15 protein-coding genes are annotated in these 15,005 nt (G+C 50.0%); 1 reads left to right on the top strand and 14 read right to left on the bottom strand.

Translation table 11 applies throughout. The annotated features are described in order from the left end of the window. Positions 1 to 207: 207 nt before the first annotated feature. The 7 genes from EDM59_RS12060 to glmU all read right to left on the bottom strand — a co-directional run bounded on the left by EDM59_RS12060 (position 208) and on the right by glmU (position 9,125). A complete protein-coding gene (locus tag EDM59_RS12060; RefSeq protein ID WP_122923839.1) occupies positions 208 to 1,281 on the bottom strand; it encodes a peptidylprolyl isomerase in 1,074 nt (357 codons plus the stop codon). A 31-nt stretch (positions 1,282 to 1,312) separates the two neighbouring features. Continuing rightward, the gene (mfd, locus tag EDM59_RS12065; RefSeq protein ID WP_122923840.1) at positions 1,313 to 4,861 is read right to left on the bottom strand and encodes a transcription-repair coupling factor; all 3,549 of its coding nucleotides are present in this window, start codon (positions 4,859 to 4,861) and stop codon (positions 1,313 to 1,315) included. A 131-nt stretch (positions 4,862 to 4,992) separates the two neighbouring features. Next, a complete protein-coding gene (locus EDM59_RS12070; RefSeq protein ID WP_092274957.1) occupies positions 4,993 to 5,223 on the bottom strand; it encodes an anti-sigma-F factor Fin in 231 nt (76 codons plus the stop codon). 87 nt (positions 5,224 to 5,310) lie between these two features. After that, entirely contained in the window at positions 5,311 to 5,880 is a 570-nt protein-coding gene (gene pth, locus EDM59_RS12075; protein WP_122923841.1) for an aminoacyl-tRNA hydrolase, read from the bottom strand. Positions 5,881 to 6,052: 172 nt separating this feature from the next. Next, positions 6,053 to 6,673: a 50S ribosomal protein L25 gene (locus tag EDM59_RS12080; RefSeq protein ID WP_122923842.1), complete on the bottom strand. Its 621-nt coding sequence runs from the start codon at positions 6,671 to 6,673 to the stop codon at positions 6,053 to 6,055. Positions 6,674 to 6,767: 94 nt separating this feature from the next. Next, positions 6,768 to 7,718: a ribose-phosphate diphosphokinase gene (locus EDM59_RS12085; protein ID WP_092274948.1), complete on the bottom strand. Its 951-nt coding sequence runs from the start codon at positions 7,716 to 7,718 to the stop codon at positions 6,768 to 6,770. A gap of 21 nt (positions 7,719 to 7,739) precedes the next feature. Then, entirely contained in the window at positions 7,740 to 9,125 is a 1,386-nt protein-coding gene (gene glmU, locus EDM59_RS12090) for a bifunctional UDP-N-acetylglucosamine diphosphorylase/glucosamine-1-phosphate N-acetyltransferase GlmU (RefSeq protein ID WP_122923843.1), read from the bottom strand. A gap of 196 nt (positions 9,126 to 9,321) precedes the next feature. Between glmU and EDM59_RS12095 the strand changes: the two genes are divergently transcribed. Then, entirely contained in the window at positions 9,322 to 10,335 is a 1,014-nt protein-coding gene (locus EDM59_RS12095; protein ID WP_122923844.1) for a CobW family GTP-binding protein, read from the top strand. Positions 10,336 to 10,392: 57 nt separating this feature from the next. Here the strand turns inward: EDM59_RS12095 and spoVG are convergent, their stop codons facing one another. The 7 genes from spoVG to rsmA form a co-directional block, all read right to left on the bottom strand. Beyond that, complete coding sequence (gene spoVG, locus EDM59_RS12100; protein WP_092274939.1) at positions 10,393 to 10,680, bottom strand: septation regulator SpoVG; 288 nt, start codon at positions 10,678 to 10,680, stop codon at positions 10,393 to 10,395. A 207-nt stretch (positions 10,681 to 10,887) separates the two neighbouring features. Beyond that, complete coding sequence (locus EDM59_RS12105) at positions 10,888 to 11,271, bottom strand: RidA family protein (protein WP_122923845.1); 384 nt, start codon at positions 11,269 to 11,271, stop codon at positions 10,888 to 10,890. Positions 11,272 to 11,337: 66 nt separating this feature from the next. After that, positions 11,338 to 12,162 carry a pur operon repressor gene (gene purR, locus EDM59_RS12110; RefSeq protein ID WP_092274933.1) on the bottom strand — a complete coding sequence of 275 codons (825 nt, stop codon included), beginning with the start codon at positions 12,160 to 12,162 and terminating at the stop codon, positions 11,338 to 11,340. 55 nt (positions 12,163 to 12,217) lie between these two features. After that, the gene (gene ispE / locus EDM59_RS12115) at positions 12,218 to 13,096 is read right to left on the bottom strand and encodes a 4-(cytidine 5'-diphospho)-2-C-methyl-D-erythritol kinase (RefSeq protein ID WP_092275071.1); all 879 of its coding nucleotides are present in this window, start codon (positions 13,094 to 13,096) and stop codon (positions 12,218 to 12,220) included. Between the two features lie 169 nt (positions 13,097 to 13,265). After that, positions 13,266 to 13,451 (bottom strand): small, acid-soluble spore protein, alpha/beta type, encoded by a 186-nt coding sequence (locus EDM59_RS12120; RefSeq protein ID WP_092274931.1) that lies wholly within the window; start codon positions 13,449 to 13,451, stop codon positions 13,266 to 13,268. Between the two features lie 170 nt (positions 13,452 to 13,621). Continuing rightward, complete coding sequence (veg, locus tag EDM59_RS12125) at positions 13,622 to 13,894, bottom strand: biofilm formation stimulator Veg (protein ID WP_055746088.1); 273 nt, start codon at positions 13,892 to 13,894, stop codon at positions 13,622 to 13,624. Between the two features lie 212 nt (positions 13,895 to 14,106). Further along, a complete protein-coding gene (rsmA, locus tag EDM59_RS12130) occupies positions 14,107 to 15,003 on the bottom strand; it encodes a 16S rRNA (adenine(1518)-N(6)/adenine(1519)-N(6))-dimethyltransferase RsmA (protein WP_092274928.1) in 897 nt (298 codons plus the stop codon). Between the last annotated feature and the right edge of the window lie 2 nt (positions 15,004 to 15,005).

Raw genomic sequence — 15,005 nt, forward strand, 5'->3', positions numbered from 1 at the left:
AGCTTTGGTTCGTTACCTGTATTTTTTCCTCAAATTCTAATTTTACCTATGCGTGACGACTGCAACTTTTTCCAGCTTGTTTCAGTTACTCTCCCCCGGGCGGTAGCGAGTGACTATAGTATTTGCCCACGTTTCAAGAATATGCGAGAAAACGAAAAAACAGGGAACCCATGTCCCTGTTTCTTTCCAAGAGCCTGCCTAACCCATTTATTTCGCGGCAGGTGTATTCACTTTAGGAAGATTGTACTTGGTAATGAGCTTGTCCAGCTCGTTTTTACCAAAGGCATCGTATGCTTTTTCCAATGCATTGGCACGCAGGCTTTCCTTCATCTCATCAAAGGTCTTTTCCTTCCGGTTTTCCACTTTGATGATGTGGTAGCCGTAGTCCGTTTTCACAGGTGGACCCACTACACCTACTTCTTGCTTCAAAGCAGCATCCTTGAATTCAGGTACCCATTGAGTAACGTCGGCATCGGCATAGAGACCGCCGTTTTCTTTGCTGCCTGGGTCGTCTGTGAATTCTTTTGCCAGCTTCGCGAAATCCTCGCCTTTTTTCAGACGCGCTTCCAGATCGTTCGCCAGCTTCAGAGCTTCTTCCGGCTTGCGTTTCTCTGTCGAAATCAGGATGTGACGAACAGATGCGGTCGTACGGGATGCTTTATCCATCGTGTCGTACTCTTTTTTCAGCTCATCGTCGCTAATGCCTTTTTTCAGTACATTGATCGAATCGTTGATAAGCGCCATTTGGTTTACAACCAGCTCTTTGCTGACAGATTGTCCTTCCATCAGCTTCGTGAACTTGGCCTCATCCTTGTCGAGCAAGCCCATATACTGGGTTTTGATCTTTTCAAAAGTCTTTTCAGCCAGTTCCTTCGAGTCCTTTTTCATGGTCTCATCCGCACGGGCTGCCAAAATCTTGGTCGCAGTGTATTCACGTGCAAATGCCTTCAACGCATTTTCGTCAGCTGCTTCAATCATGCCGCCTTGCTGTGGGTTCATGAAGTTGATGACACGCAGGAACTCTTCAAATTCTTTCCCATTCATAGTACCGCCCTGATATTCCACCAGAGCTGCATTTGGTTCTACTGTAAACGGCAGTGTCAGCTTTGGAAACTTGACCAATGGGTCGTTCGCATCCGCAGCTTGATTGCCTTGACCGCTGCCTTCTGTCTGATTCGTTGGTGTTTGTGGCTGCGCGTTGTTGTCAGCCTTTCCGCAACCTGCCATCAATGCCATCACGAGCACAGCAGACGACAGAATCGCTACAGAACGTTTCTTCATGAGGATCTCCCTTCCTGGCTAGCCCAGCTGTCTAGGACACGGGGCTCTCCGTACCGGTGTCTTTTCGCACCTGGTGAAATTGACGTAGCAGTTTTTCAACCAGCTGTACGCCCTCGTCTTCTCTCAACCCTTTTACTTTAACAGCAATGACGATCTGTTGTCCACCCGAGAGCCCTACCCTGCGACTCCAACTGCTGGCAAGCGCAAACAACGCACCACCGTCAATATTGTTATTTTGGCTCGGATGGAGGAACAGCTTGATCTCATCCGGATTTTTCTGGCTGATCTCGGTAATATGGTGCTGCAGGGCGTACACGCGCATTCTGGAAATGGTCAGCAGATTCTCAACAGGCTTGGGCACAGGTCCAAAGCGGTCGAGCAATTCCTCTGCCAGGTCGTCCACATCATCCAGAGAGGAGACTGCGACGAATTTTTTGTACATCTCGATTTTTTGGCGGCTGTCCGTGATGTACATCGAAGGGATATAGGCATCCAGCTGCAGGTTGATCTCCACCGTCGTAGCGCTCTCCTGCTTGACCTCGCCTTTCAGCTCATCAATCGCGTCCTTCAGCATCTGGCTGTACAAGTCAAAACCGACTGTATTAATGAAGCCGTGCTGCTCCGCGCCCAACAGATTACCCGCACCGCGAATCGACAAGTCGCGCATGGCGATTTTGAAACCGGAACCGAGCTCTGTAAACTCCTTGATCGCCTGCAAACGCTTTTCCGCGACCTCCGTCAGTACTTTATCCCGTTGGTACGTAAAGTACGCATACGCAATCCGATTGGAACGACCTACACGTCCACGCAGCTGATACAGCTGAGACAAGCCCATTTTGTCGGCATTGTAGATGATCAGGGTATTCACGTTCGGGATGTCCACACCGGTCTCAATAATGGTCGTACTTACCAGAACGTCGAAGTTCCCCTCCAAAAAGTCGAGAATGACGCTTTCCAGCTCGCTCTCGTTCATCTGACCGTGAGCGACTGCGATCCGCGCATCAGGGACGAGCATGGAAATCTGCTCGGCCATCTGTTCGATTCCTTGCACCTGGTTGTAGAGGAAGAATACTTGACCATCGCGAGCCATCTCCCGCTCGATCGCTTCCCGTACGAGTGCCGGACTGTAGTCCATCACGTACGTTTGCACGGGAAAACGATTTTCCGGTGGTGTCTCGATAACGGACAAGTCCCGAACGCCGAGCATCGACATATGCAGCGTCCGCGGAATTGGCGTAGCCGTCAAGGTCATGACGTCTACATTCGTTTTCATTTGCTTCAGCTTTTCCTTGTGACTCACCCCAAAGCGCTGCTCCTCATCCACGATCAGCAGCCCCAGCTCGCGGAACGTCAGATCTTTGGAGAGCAGACGATGGGTACCGATGACTACATCAACGGTTCCTTCCTTGAGGCCCTTCAACGTCCCATTTTGCTCCTTGCGGGAACGGAAACGGCTGAGCACCTCAACACGAATTGGATAGTCAGCAAAGCGCTCGCGGAACGTTTCGTAGTGCTGCTGAGCCAGAATCGTGGTTGGGACAAGTACCGCTACTTGTTTGCCATCCATCACAGCCTTGAACGCAGCGCGAATCGCGACCTCGGTTTTCCCGTAACCTACGTCCCCACATACAAGACGATCCATCGGGCGTCGGCGTTCCATGTCGGATTTAACCTCTGCGATCGCACGCAGCTGATCCGGCGTCTCCTGATAAGGGAACATCGCTTCGAATTCACGCTGTTCGGACGTATCCTGCGAGAACGAGTGTCCGACTGCCGCTTCCCTGGATGCGTACAGCTTGATCAAGTCCTCGGCAATATCCTTGACGGAGGATTGGACCTTGTTTTTGACCCGTTTCCACTCACTGCCGCCCAAGCTGTAGATTTTCGGCTGCGCCTCTTCACTCGCCACGTATTTTTGGACGTGGTCGATTTGATCGATCGGTACAAACAGGCTGTCTCCTGCCGCGTATTGAATATGCAAGTAATCTTTATGAATTCCGAGTATTTCCTTGGTTTCAATTCCAAGGTATTTTCCAATCCCGTGATTGACGTGCACCACGTAATCGCCAGGCTTCAGCTCGAGGTAGTTCTTGATCCGCTCGGCGTTGTTCATTGTCTGCTGGACTTTTCGTGCCTTGCGCTGCTTGGCCGTAAAGACTTCGCCCTCGGTGATGACGACGAGCTTGTTCAAAGGCAGCTCAAATCCTGCCTGCAGGTTGCCCAAAATGATCGTCGGACGACCTGGCGGCACCATGTCCACCGTCTCCGTCAGCACATCTGCTTCCATTTCATAGTCATGCAGGACACGCTCCAGCCTTTTGGCACGTTCTAGATCGGCTGCGACAAATACGATTTGGTCATGAGACTTTTGCCAGCGAGCCAGCTCTGTTTTCAGTACGTTCATCTGACCATGGAAGTTTTGCATGGTACGACAGGTCAGATTGACGATGTTTTGCGGCTGTGTCTTCGGGGACTGCCTCAGGAACAGGGAAAGATAAACGATTTGGCGTTTTTTCGCCATAACGATATCCTCATAGGTGCGGGACAAAGTCAGATTTGCCATGTACTCACCGGACATGATGCGCCCTGTCAGCCATTCGCCTTCTTCCTTTTGCAGCTGTGCTGCAGTGTCCAGAACCCGCGTCGGTTCGTCGACGATCATGAGCGTGTTGGCAGGCATGTAAGACAGCAGCGTTTCCTCTGTCGGATAAATGACAGAAATGTAAGAGTATAGTTGCGGGAAACGTTGACCGTGGCTCATCCGCTCAATATCGGCGCCGATGCGCTCCACAATTTTTTCTTTCGCCGACCCGTCCTTAAGTTTGGCAACGGTTTCACCAAGCTTTTGCTCCAAGCGCACGGCGGATTCTTGCAGTAATGGCGTCGAGGCAATCATTTCTTTTGCTGGACCGAACACATAGGATTGAACCGTTTCCAATGAACGCTGGGAAAGCATATCAAACGTACGGATCGAGTCGATCTCCACATCAAACAGCTCGATTCGCACCGGCCATTCAGAATCGATCGGGTACAGGTCGATGATGCCGCCGCGGACACTCAGCTCCCCTTTTCGCTCTACCATGTCGACTCGCTCGTACCCCAGTTCAATACAGCGGAGTAAGAACGATTCAATATCGAGCTCTTCACCTACCGACAGCTTGATTTGCGATTCCTTCCAAACGTGAGGAGGCACAACCAGCCGACGCATACCGGCAAAAGGTGCAACCAAAAAACCCGTAAAGCCCTCGGCCAAACGGTTGAACACGTGTATTCTCTGCGCCAGCATTTCCGGGCTGGCGATAGCAAGCTCCGAACCGATCAGCTCGTTCCCCGGATAGAGCAGCACCTGGTCACTCGGTACCAGCTCGATCAAATCTTCGTATACCTTTTGCGCCTGATACATGTTATGAGTCACGACGCAAATGGGACGATCCGTCATTTGCTTGAGCGTAGCCATGAGCGCCTGACGAGCAGAACCAGCCAGCCCTGATACCAGCTGCTCATGCAACCCCTTTTCCAGGCCCGCGACAATCGTACCTACGTTGGAATCCTGCTTCATCGGGTTAATGATGACTTGCATTCACTAATCCCCTCTCTACTCTTCTGTCATTCGTATTTGGGTCACCGGCAAGGATCGACCATGCGAAAAGAAGCCTTAGCTCCCCAAGCTAAGGCCTTGTCAGTGCAAGCCTTCCTAACGAGTGTATCCACTTATTGCAGTGGGTTTCCGACCAAGGAAAGCTCTGGATGCTGATTCAGCGCTTCACGGCAATAATCGCACGTGATGCTGACGACCGTATCTCCACTTTGTTCTCTCGATATTATAAGAGCCCGCTCATCTGGGGTCAAGGAATCAAACCCGAGCTGCGCTTCCGATACTTGCGATTCGTCAAATTCCGCGATTTTCATCCCGCAACAACGACATGTATAACGTATGCTCATGTATATGCCACCCCCATACCTTTCATATCGATTAGTATGGACGGCAGGGTGGAAAATCATACTAGACTCGGACCATGCTAGACGTACTTACTGCTTCAAGCTGTTGTAGTGATTCATCACTTTCACGAAGGTCTCGCGGGTCCACATCGCTGCGGCATCGGCAGCCAAACTGACGGCTTCCTGAATGCTTGATCTCTCAGACGCTGGAAACGACTGCAAAACATAATCACTGACACTGCGGCCTGGCTCGGGACGACCAATTCCTACCTTGATCCGTTTGAAATCCTGTGTTCCCAGATGCTGAATCATGGATTTGATCCCGTTATGACCGCCAGCGCTTCCCTTTTCCCGCAAACGCAGCTGACCTGTCGGCATATCCAGATCATCGAAAATGACGACCAGCTCATCGGGGATCAGTTTATAAAACTTGAGGATCTCCGCTACGGATTCACCAGAGAGGTTCATATAGGTTTGCGGCTTCACGAGAAGAACCTTTTCTCCTTCGATCCGCCCTTCCCCCACCAGCGCCCGAAACTTGTTCTGCTGGACGGGAATACCCCATTTGTCGCTTATTTTATCTATGGCCATGAATCCGGCATTATGTCTTGTATCTTCATATTTCTTGCCGGGATTGCCCAGCCCAATGATTACTTTCACCGTGATCCCTCCTACTCTTTCCCCATTGTACTAAAATGGTTCCGTGAACAAAAGACAAAGCAAGACATATGGACATAAGAATGGCTTAGAAAACGAGGGGATAAGAACCAAATAAAATCTCACTGTACAAGAAAAAAAGGCCAGGCAGCTTGCACCTTGGCCTTTTCGCTTTCTATACCCGATTGGACTGCTCGGTCGATCCCGCTGCTTCCGCCACTTGCTCGGCATCATGCTGCGCCTCAATCGATTCCTCGGACTTGGCTTTGACAGGCAGAACGCTGATGAGAACTTCTGCCGCATCCAGACCGAGCTCGACTCCAGCCGGAATCACCAAATCGCTGACGAGCACGACATCGCCAATATTCAAGCCATCTACATCCACGGTAAACGATTCTGGAATATTGCCCGGCAGGCAGCTAATCTCCACGCTATGGCGAACCAACGTAGCCACTCCCAGCTCTGGATCGCCCGTCATCAACACCGGCACAGTCGTATGTACCTTTTCATTCATATTGATCTTTTTAAAGTCGGCATGGAGGATGTTCCCCATTACCGGATGTCGTTGCAGCTCATACACCATGACATCGTAGGAATTGCCATCAACCATAAGTTTGTAAGGTTTATTTGTCGCTTGCCGACGCAATGCTGCATCCAGTTCTTTTCCTTGTACCTGGATCTGTTGATTGGTTATGTCGGAACCGTAAACTATCCCAGGTACCCAGCCGTTTCGCCGCAGTTTCTTGACCGAATTGCCCATTCCCTGCGCTCGTGATTGACCCTGAATCGCTTCCACAAAAAAACCTCCCTTGGTCCGCTAGTAAAAGATTCCTCACTAGCTTGTCCAACGGAGGTTTGTTTCAATCCCCCAACAGTAGGGGGCCTGTCAATTAATCAAACAGCTTGCTTACCGACAGCTCTTCGTGTACGCGGATAATCGCTTCGCCGATGATCGGTGCAACAGAGAGAACGGTAATTTTGTCGATGATTTGCTCTTCGGTGAGTGGGATCGAGTTGGTTACGATCAGCTCACGAATATTAGAGTTGCCGATGCGCTCGATAGCTGGACCGGACAGCACAGGATGTGTGCAGCATGCGTATACGTCACGCGCTCCCGCTTCCACCAGTGCGCTCGCAGCCAGCGTGATAGTTCCTGCTGTATCGATAATATCGTCGATGATGATCGCGGTTTTGCCCTCGATGTTCCCGACGATGTTCATTACCTCCGCTACGTTTGGCTCCGGACGGCGTTTGTCGATGATCGCGATTGGCGCTTCCAGACGCTCAGCCAGTTTGCGAGCGCGGGTAACACCACCGTGGTCAGGAGAGACTACCACGATGTCCGACAGACCTTTTTCAGAGAAGTGTTTTGCCAGAATCGGTACGCCCAACAGATGATCAACTGGGATGTCGAAGAAGCCTTGGATTTGGGTCGCATGCAGGTCCATCGTGATTACGCGTTGTGCGCCAGCTGTTTCAATCAGGTTGGCAACCAGTTTCGCTGTAATCGGATCGCGTGCGCGTGCTTTACGATCTTGACGAGCATAGCCGTAGTAAGGAATCACTACGTTGATGCTCTTAGCAGAAGCACGTTTCAATGCGTCTACCATTACCAATAGCTCCATCAAGTGCTCATTAACGGGAGCAGATGTCGGCTGAATAACAAATACGTCACAACCGCGAACACTTTCATTCAATTTGATTTGGCACTCACCATCACTAAAGCGCACTGCTTGCGCGTTTCCGAGTGGTACACCAATATGTTCGGCGATTTCTTTCGCCAGTTCTGGGTTAGCGTTGCACGTAAATACCTTCAGTTTTGGGTCGCGGTAGTTAGCCATGATCTTCTCAAGAACCTCCCGTTATGATTGCTTTTTGCCCTTGCGAGGCATTCTGTTGGCGTAATCGATTTTATTCACTTGTCGTTCACGAGCGATGGCCAGGGCATTATCTGGCACATCTTGGGTGATCGTAGAACCAGCAGCTACATAAGCATTCTGCCCTACTGTGACCGGAGCAACCAGATTCGAGTTGCATCCGACAAACGCACCATCTTGCACGATCGTTTTGTGTTTGACTGCTCCATCGTAGTTGACCGTAATTGTTCCACAGCCGATATTGACGCCAGCGCCAATCTCAGCATCCCCAACATAGCTGAGGTGAGGAACCTTCGAGCCTTCGCCGATTTTGGCATTTTTCAGCTCAACGAAGTCACCGATTTTTGCTTTTGGACCAATCACACTTCCCGGACGAACATACGCGAAAGGTCCGACGGTGCTCTCGTGCTCCACACGCGCATCCACCATGACAGTGTAGGTCAAGGATACATTGTCTGCAACCGCTACATCCGTCAAATCTGCATGCGGTCCGATGACACAGTCAGATCCGATGGTTGTCCGCCCGCGCAGGAATGTACCTGGGTGGATAACGGTGTCAGATCCGATGGTGACGCCAGCCTCAATGTAAGTAGAGGAAGGATCCAGAACGGTCACGCCGTTGCGCATATGTTCAACAACAATGCGACGTCTCATGTACGCCTCCGCTTCGGAAAGCTGCACGCGGTCGTTTACGCCCATCGTTTCATCAGGGTCCGCCGCTTCAAAGGCCGCTACCTTTTCACCGGCATCCCGCAAAATACCGACAACATCTGTTACATAGTATTCGCCTTGTACATTGTCATTTTTCACTTGCGCCAAGGCTTTCCATAATTTTTGGTTGTCATAGCAGTATATGCCCGTGTTAATTTCCTGGATCGCCCTTTCCTCAGAAGTAGCGTCCTTGTGTTCCACGATTCGCAATACTTCGCCTGCCTCATCGCGCACGATACGTCCATACCCGGTTGGGTCAGACAGCACGGCGGTCAAAACGGTAGCAGCCGCTTCCTGTTCTTCGTGATAGGTCAATAACGCGGCTAACGTCTCTGCAGACAAAAGTGGGACGTCTCCGTACAAAAGAAACGTAGTGCCTTCTTTATCATGTAAAAATGGCGCTGCCTGCTGGACGGCATGCGCCGTTCCCAACTGTTCTTCTTGTAGTGCATATGCAACGTCTTCGCCCAGTTTGGCGCGGACTGCGTCAGCACCATGACCTACGACGACAACGATATCCTTCACCTGCATCGATGCCATCGTATCCACAACATGTTGGACCATTGGCTTTCCGCAAACAGGGTGAAGAACCTTGTACAGCTTCGATTTCATCCGTGTACCCTGACCAGCTGCCAGAACCACGGCATGGATCTTAGACATGACAACCCTCCATCGTAGAAGTTCCACAATGACTATATCTTAATCATATGTGGATTTCAAGACAATCGATTCAGGATTATCGTCGTTTTCCGGACAATGCCGGGAAGTTGGACAAACATCGGACAACATTTAATTTTCTGATAAGAGTGTGATATATTGATGATCGATAGGGTTTTGAAAAGGGAGGTCGATATGGATGAGTGCTCAGGTGTACTTGCTGACAGGTTATTTAGGAAGCGGAAAAACCACCCTATTGCAGAAAATGCTTGCTCATCTGCGCGTGCAGGACGAAAAGGTCGTAGTCGTTATGAACGAAATGGGCGAAGAAGATATTGACGGCGAACAACTGCAAGGATTTGGGTTTCCTGTAAAAAAGCTGTTGGACGGATGTATATGCTGCTCGATTCGGGGAGAAATGACGGAGAGTCTAAAGGAAGTAATTACCTCCGTAAATCCGGATAAAATCCTCATTGAAACAACGGGGGTTGCTGATCCTATCGATGTAATCGACGGCTTGACTCATCCTGAGCTGTACGAGCAGATCGAGATGAAAGGCATTATCTCTGTCGTAGATGCTTCCCGATTTTTGGAGCTGAACTCGCGCTTTCAATCTACCGGTACGCTCGTCAAAACGATACGCAACCAGGTCAAATACGCAGATCTGCTGCTCGTCAATAAAATAGATCGCACCACGGGCGACACCTTGGAGAAAGTAAAGCGAAAGCTGTCCGAGATCAATCCAAATGCCCCACTCTACGACACCGTACAGAGCGACATCGATTTGCACACGCTGCTATCCGTCTCACGTCTGTCTGAAAACATCGAGCTGCGACGAGAGGCGGTCAGCAGCGTACCGGTGCAAAAGACGATCGGACGGATGTCACCCATGGATCGACTGAAGCAATCCCTTGGACTGAGCACGGGCCAGCCATCTTTATATAACAGCATCGAAACCTTTTCCTACCGTTTCAAAGGAGCCGTCGATGCTGGCAGGTTTGAAGACTTTCTGTACGACTTGCCCAAAAACGTCTACCGCGCAAAAGGGTACGTACAGTTTCACGGAAGAGAGGAACTGATTTCTTTTCAGCATACCGACAATCAGGTCCACTTGTTTCCCTTTGAAAATCATGGCCCGAAAATGGTAGCTGTCTTTATCGGTGAGGGAATGAACCGAGATAAAATCATTACTGACCTGGAAAGCTGCTATTGACCATCGACACACATCGAAGCACCCTGCCTATTCAGACAGGGTGCTTGCTTGTTTTACCTACGCACCTGCTTCGATGGTGCTTTCCTCTTCTTGACCTACGCGATCGTACTCCGACAATACGGCTGCCTGGATTTTTTCGCGGGTAGTGGAAGAAATCGGGTGCGCGATATCACGGAACTCTCCATCCGGTGTACGTTTGCTTGGCATGGCAACGAACATGCCATTGTTTCCATCAATCACACGGATATCATGAACCACAAATTCATGGTCAATTGTAATGGACGCAATCGCTTTCATCCTACCATCCGTATTCACTCGGCGAAGTCTAACGTCTGTAACTTCCATCTAGTTCACTCCCTTTATCTATGAAAACGCGTTTAGGAGTATTTCCACCCTTTGGGTAAATATTCCTGCTGTATCTATGCAAATTTTTAAAAAAATATATAAATTTATTCATATCTACAGCATTCGTATGCATCTCAAGAGGGATTTGGTCGAAAAAAATAGCCTGGTGCACGTTAGGCACGAGGCTATTTGGTCCTTTTTTGATGCTTACGCTTCCAGATGCGCAATGATCTCGATCTCGACTTTTACATCGCGCGGCAGGCGAGCTACCTCTACCGTGGAACGCGCTGGCTTGTGATCGCCAAAATATTGTCCGTACACTTCATTCAATTGTCCGAAGTCGTTCATGTCTTTGATAAAGACAGTCGCCTTCACGACGTTCGACAAGCTGCCGCCTGCTTCTGCCAAAACCGCATTGATGTTGGCGAAAACCTGATGCGCTTGCTCGACGATGTCACCTTCTACGAGGGTACCATCTGGGCGGAGTGGAATTTGACCGGATGCAAACAGGAGCGGTCCTACTTTTGTTGCCTGGCTGTAAGGACCAATCGCTGCAGGCGCTTTATCAGTGGATACAAAAGACATTGCCATGTAAATCTACTCCCCTCATTTTTTGAAAACGTGCCCCGTTCTCTCAGAGCAGACAAGAAAAGCCGCCTATCTACCGAAAAAACTTCCGAGCTCGATCTCGATTTGCTTGCCCTTGATGTCTACATCTTGCAGTTTGGCCAACGAAACGTATTCATCGACCAGTCGCTCAGATACGTCTGCTGTCGTTTCTACCAATACGCCACAGCCTACGACGGTAGCACGGAATTCTTGCAGCAGGTCGATCATTCCACGCAGCGTTCCGCCTGCTTTCATGAAGTCGTCTACAATCAGCACGCGGGACTGTTCTGCCAATGCACGCCGAGCCAGTGACATGGTCTGAATCCGCTTGCTGGATCCGGAAACGTAATTAATACTAACGACCGAACCTTCCGTCACCTTGTTGTCACGCCGCACAATCACCACGGGAACATTCAAAAACATCGCAGTCGCATACGCCAGTGGAATCCCTTTGGTTTCCACTGTCATTACCACGTCAACATTTTTGTCCGCGTAAGCTGTCGCAAACAGCTTCCCGATCTGCGCCATCGTGGAGGGGTTACCGAGAACGTCTGACATGTACAGGTATCCGCCTGGCAGGAGTCGATCTGGATTCGCCAGTTGACCAATCAGCTCTTGGACAAAGGTAAGAGCCTCTTCGGTTTTGACTTGAGGAATGAACTTCACTCCACCAGCCGCACCCGCTACCGTTTTCAACAAGCCGACACCCTGTACCTCAAACGCTTCTTTGATGATGGATAAATCTTCGCTAATCGACGATTTCGCCGCCCCGTATTGTTCGGCAAACAGAGTGAGCGGAATCAGCGTATGGGGATGGGCGAGCAAGTGCTGAGTCATATCGACGAGACGAGCACTTCTACGCAATTTCTTCATAGCTCTTCCTCCAAAACCGAATATTATGGTGCTAATGTATCATTTATATACGGGTTCATGCAAGCATTTCCCCTTCTTGGGCACCTAACATTCGGGCAACAAATACATCTTTTACAAATCCGCGCAAAGCATTGTAGATGCGATGCACTTTTGCTTCCTTTTGTACGAGCGCAAAAACGGTAGGGCCGCTGCCTGACATCAGGACTCCGTCAGCTCCCGATGCCATCATCAGCTCCTTGATCTGCCGTACTTGCGGATGGAGAGACAAAGTCACATTCTCCAGAACGTTGCCGAGTGCCTGGCACATCATCGGGAAATCCTGCTCCGAAATCGCCCGCAGCATTTGTCCGGTCAAAGGATGATTGTCGATCTCCTGGACGCGCAGATTTCCGTACACATCCGCAGTCGACACACCGATTGGCGGCTTTGCCAGAATGACCCAGCAGGGAGCAGGCGTATTCAGATGCGTGATCTGCTCTCCTCTCCCTTTTGCCAGAGCTGTTCCGCCGTAAACGCAAAAAGGAACGTCTGAGCCGATCTGAGCCCCAACCGCAGCCAGCTCGTCCAAGGACAGTCCTAGATTCCACAATTGGTTCAGCCCTCGCAAGGTCGCTGCTGCATCACTGCTTCCTCCTGCCAGTCCTGCGGCGACAGGGATCTGCTTATCAATATACAAATGCACGCCTTCGCGTACCTGATAGCGTTCTTTTAAAAGTACTGCCGCTTTGTACGCGTGATTGCGAATATCGTCCGGTACGAAGCTGGCAGAGCAGTCCAGCGTAATCTCTCCATCTCCGCGCAGAGTGAGATCTACACGGTCCGCCAAGTCTACGGTAGTCATCACCATTTCGACTTCGTGATAACCGTCCGGCCGCTTGGCAAGAACATCAAGAGTTAAATTAATTTTGGCCGGAGCTTTGACCGAGATACGCACGTTGTTCACCTCTGACTACTTTCTAATTTTCCTAGTCTCTTATTGTAGCATAGGCATTCTCTTCCATGCCACTCGATCAACCAAAAGAATATGATCAAGAAGATTATAATGGTTCGGAAAATAAGAGTCAGAGACAGAAGACCGGGAAGCCCCCGGTCTCGCCAACGAGTCATGTCGTATGCTGCTTGGCCAATGCTTCCTCGGCAATCTGAATGGCTCGTTTGACTAGGTTACCAGCGTCACTTGTCGTGATCGCTCCCCAGCCCTCGGTTTTCACCTTATCGTAAAATCCAAGCTCCTTGGCGATCTCCATCTTGAACTGCTCAGACATAATGCCTCGTCTGCGACGACCCATAACATCCTCCCCTTCTCGTTGACACAAATAGTTTGTGCAGCCAGTAAGGGATTCAATCTCATTCCAGGACACAGCCAACACTTGGCAGTTAGAAAACGTGGGTGCGCTTAAACTGGTTACGTATCTTATAAATTCTCTCTGCAAAATAAAACAGTAGAACCCAAAGGGCTCTACTGTTGTACAAATGTGATGCGGATGTGCTGATTCTCACGGCACACCGTCAACTCTACTGTTTCCGTCAAGATGTCCGCATAGCTGTAAGAAACCCGCTCGAAAAGTTGATCATCGTCTAGCTTTACTACAAATACTGATGGGTATGTTTCTTCGAGGATGCCACTTCGTTCGACGGTTTTGCGGCGGCCACCATTTGCCTTCAGCAGGATGCGCTCACCAATATGTCCGTCTAAACTGCGTTTAATGTCAAGTAACGCGTTTCTTGCCATTGTTCCATCCACCTCGCTTACATCTATTATAACAGCACACACTTATTTTGTCAAAGAAATAAAAAATTATAGCAACCCAGCGGAGTTTTTGTCAACGGGCTTTTTTTCATGAATTACGTAGATATTTGTCAGTATTATATCGAAAGGAAGACGCAAACACAAAAATCCCTCACTTTTGGCGTTATAAGCCCAAAAATGAGGGATTCCCCAGGCTACTGCCCAATCAATCCACGCCGCAAGCTTTCGTTTGCCAGTCGGGCAAACTCTTCAATGCTGAGCGTCTCCCCACGGCGTGTGGGGTCGATCTGGATGTCGGCAAGCATCTGTATTACTTCGTCTTTCTGTTCTTTGCGAAACAGACCGTTCATTAGGTTGTTTAGGAGCGTCTTTCTGCGCTGTGCGAACGAGCTGCGAACGACCCGAAAGAACATGTCCTGGTCGTCTACCTCGACCGGTGGACGATCCCTTACCTTCAGGCGTATAACCGCAGAATCGACGTTAGGACGAGGGATGAAGACGCTAGCAGGCACGATCATCGCTACTTCTGTCTCCGCATAGAATTGAGCTGCTACCGATAAAGACCCATAGTCTTTCGTACCCGGCTTGGCAGCTATTCTTTCCGCTACTTCTTTTTGAATCATCACCACGATGTTCTCCAGAGGAAGGCGTTCCTCCAGCAGCTTCATCAAGATCGGTGTCGTTACGTAGTAGGGCAGATTGGCTACCACACTGATCTTTTCTACACCTGCCATTTTCTCTGCTAACAATGCCTTCAGATCAAGCTCCAGCACATCGCCGTGCACGACCTCGATATTTTCATAGGGCGACAGCGTGTCCGCCAAAATAGGCAACAGGCGCTGGTCGATCTCGATCGCCATCACCTTTCCTGCTGCTCGTCCCAATTGCTCCGTCAAGGCTCCAATCCCAGGCCCGATCTCTACGGCACCCTTTTCCTTCGTCAGATCGGCTTCTGCGACGATGTTGTGCAGGATGTTCGTATCGATCAGGAAGTTTTGCCCCAGACTCTTTTTAAAAGAGAAGCCGTACTTCTCCAGGACCTCTTTCGTACGCGTAGGTGTGGCAATGTCTTTGCCGGTCATTTGGGTCATGG

Source organism: Brevibacillus nitrificans, assembly GCF_003710965.1.
GTDB lineage: Bacteria > Bacillota > Bacilli > Brevibacillales > Brevibacillaceae > Brevibacillus > Brevibacillus centrosporus.

What these genes read in the sequence shown, in the direction of transcription:
- purR (WP_092274933.1), bottom strand. Translation starts at nt 12,162, where the DNA reads ATGAAGAAATTGCGTAGAAGTGCTCGTCTCGTCGATATGACTCAGCAC.
- spoVG (WP_092274939.1), bottom strand. Translation starts at nt 10,680, where the DNA reads ATGGAAGTTACAGACGTTAGACTTCGCCGAGTGAATACGGATGGTAGG.
- EDM59_RS12095 (WP_122923844.1), top strand. Translation starts at nt 9,322, where the DNA reads ATGAGTGCTCAGGTGTACTTGCTGACAGGTTATTTAGGAAGCGGAAAA.
- veg (WP_055746088.1), bottom strand. Translation starts at nt 13,894, where the DNA reads ATGGCAAGAAACGCGTTACTTGACATTAAACGCAGTTTAGACGGACAT.
- EDM59_RS12060 (WP_122923839.1), bottom strand. Translation starts at nt 1,281, where the DNA reads ATGAAGAAACGTTCTGTAGCGATTCTGTCGTCTGCTGTGCTCGTGATG.
- EDM59_RS12070 (WP_092274957.1), bottom strand. Translation starts at nt 5,223, where the DNA reads ATGAGCATACGTTATACATGTCGTTGTTGCGGGATGAAAATCGCGGAA.
- rsmA (WP_092274928.1), bottom strand. Translation starts at nt 15,003, where the DNA reads ATGACCCAAATGACCGGCAAAGACATTGCCACACCTACGCGTACGAAA.
- mfd (WP_122923840.1), bottom strand. Translation starts at nt 4,861, where the DNA reads ATGCAAGTCATCATTAACCCGATGAAGCAGGATTCCAACGTAGGTACG.
- EDM59_RS12085 (WP_092274948.1), bottom strand. Translation starts at nt 7,718, where the DNA reads ATGGCTAACTACCGCGACCCAAAACTGAAGGTATTTACGTGCAACGCT.
- EDM59_RS12120 (WP_092274931.1), bottom strand. Translation starts at nt 13,451, where the DNA reads ATGGGTCGTCGCAGACGAGGCATTATGTCTGAGCAGTTCAAGATGGAG.
- EDM59_RS12105 (WP_122923845.1), bottom strand. Translation starts at nt 11,271, where the DNA reads ATGGCAATGTCTTTTGTATCCACTGATAAAGCGCCTGCAGCGATTGGT.
- glmU (WP_122923843.1), bottom strand. Translation starts at nt 9,125, where the DNA reads ATGTCTAAGATCCATGCCGTGGTTCTGGCAGCTGGTCAGGGTACACGG.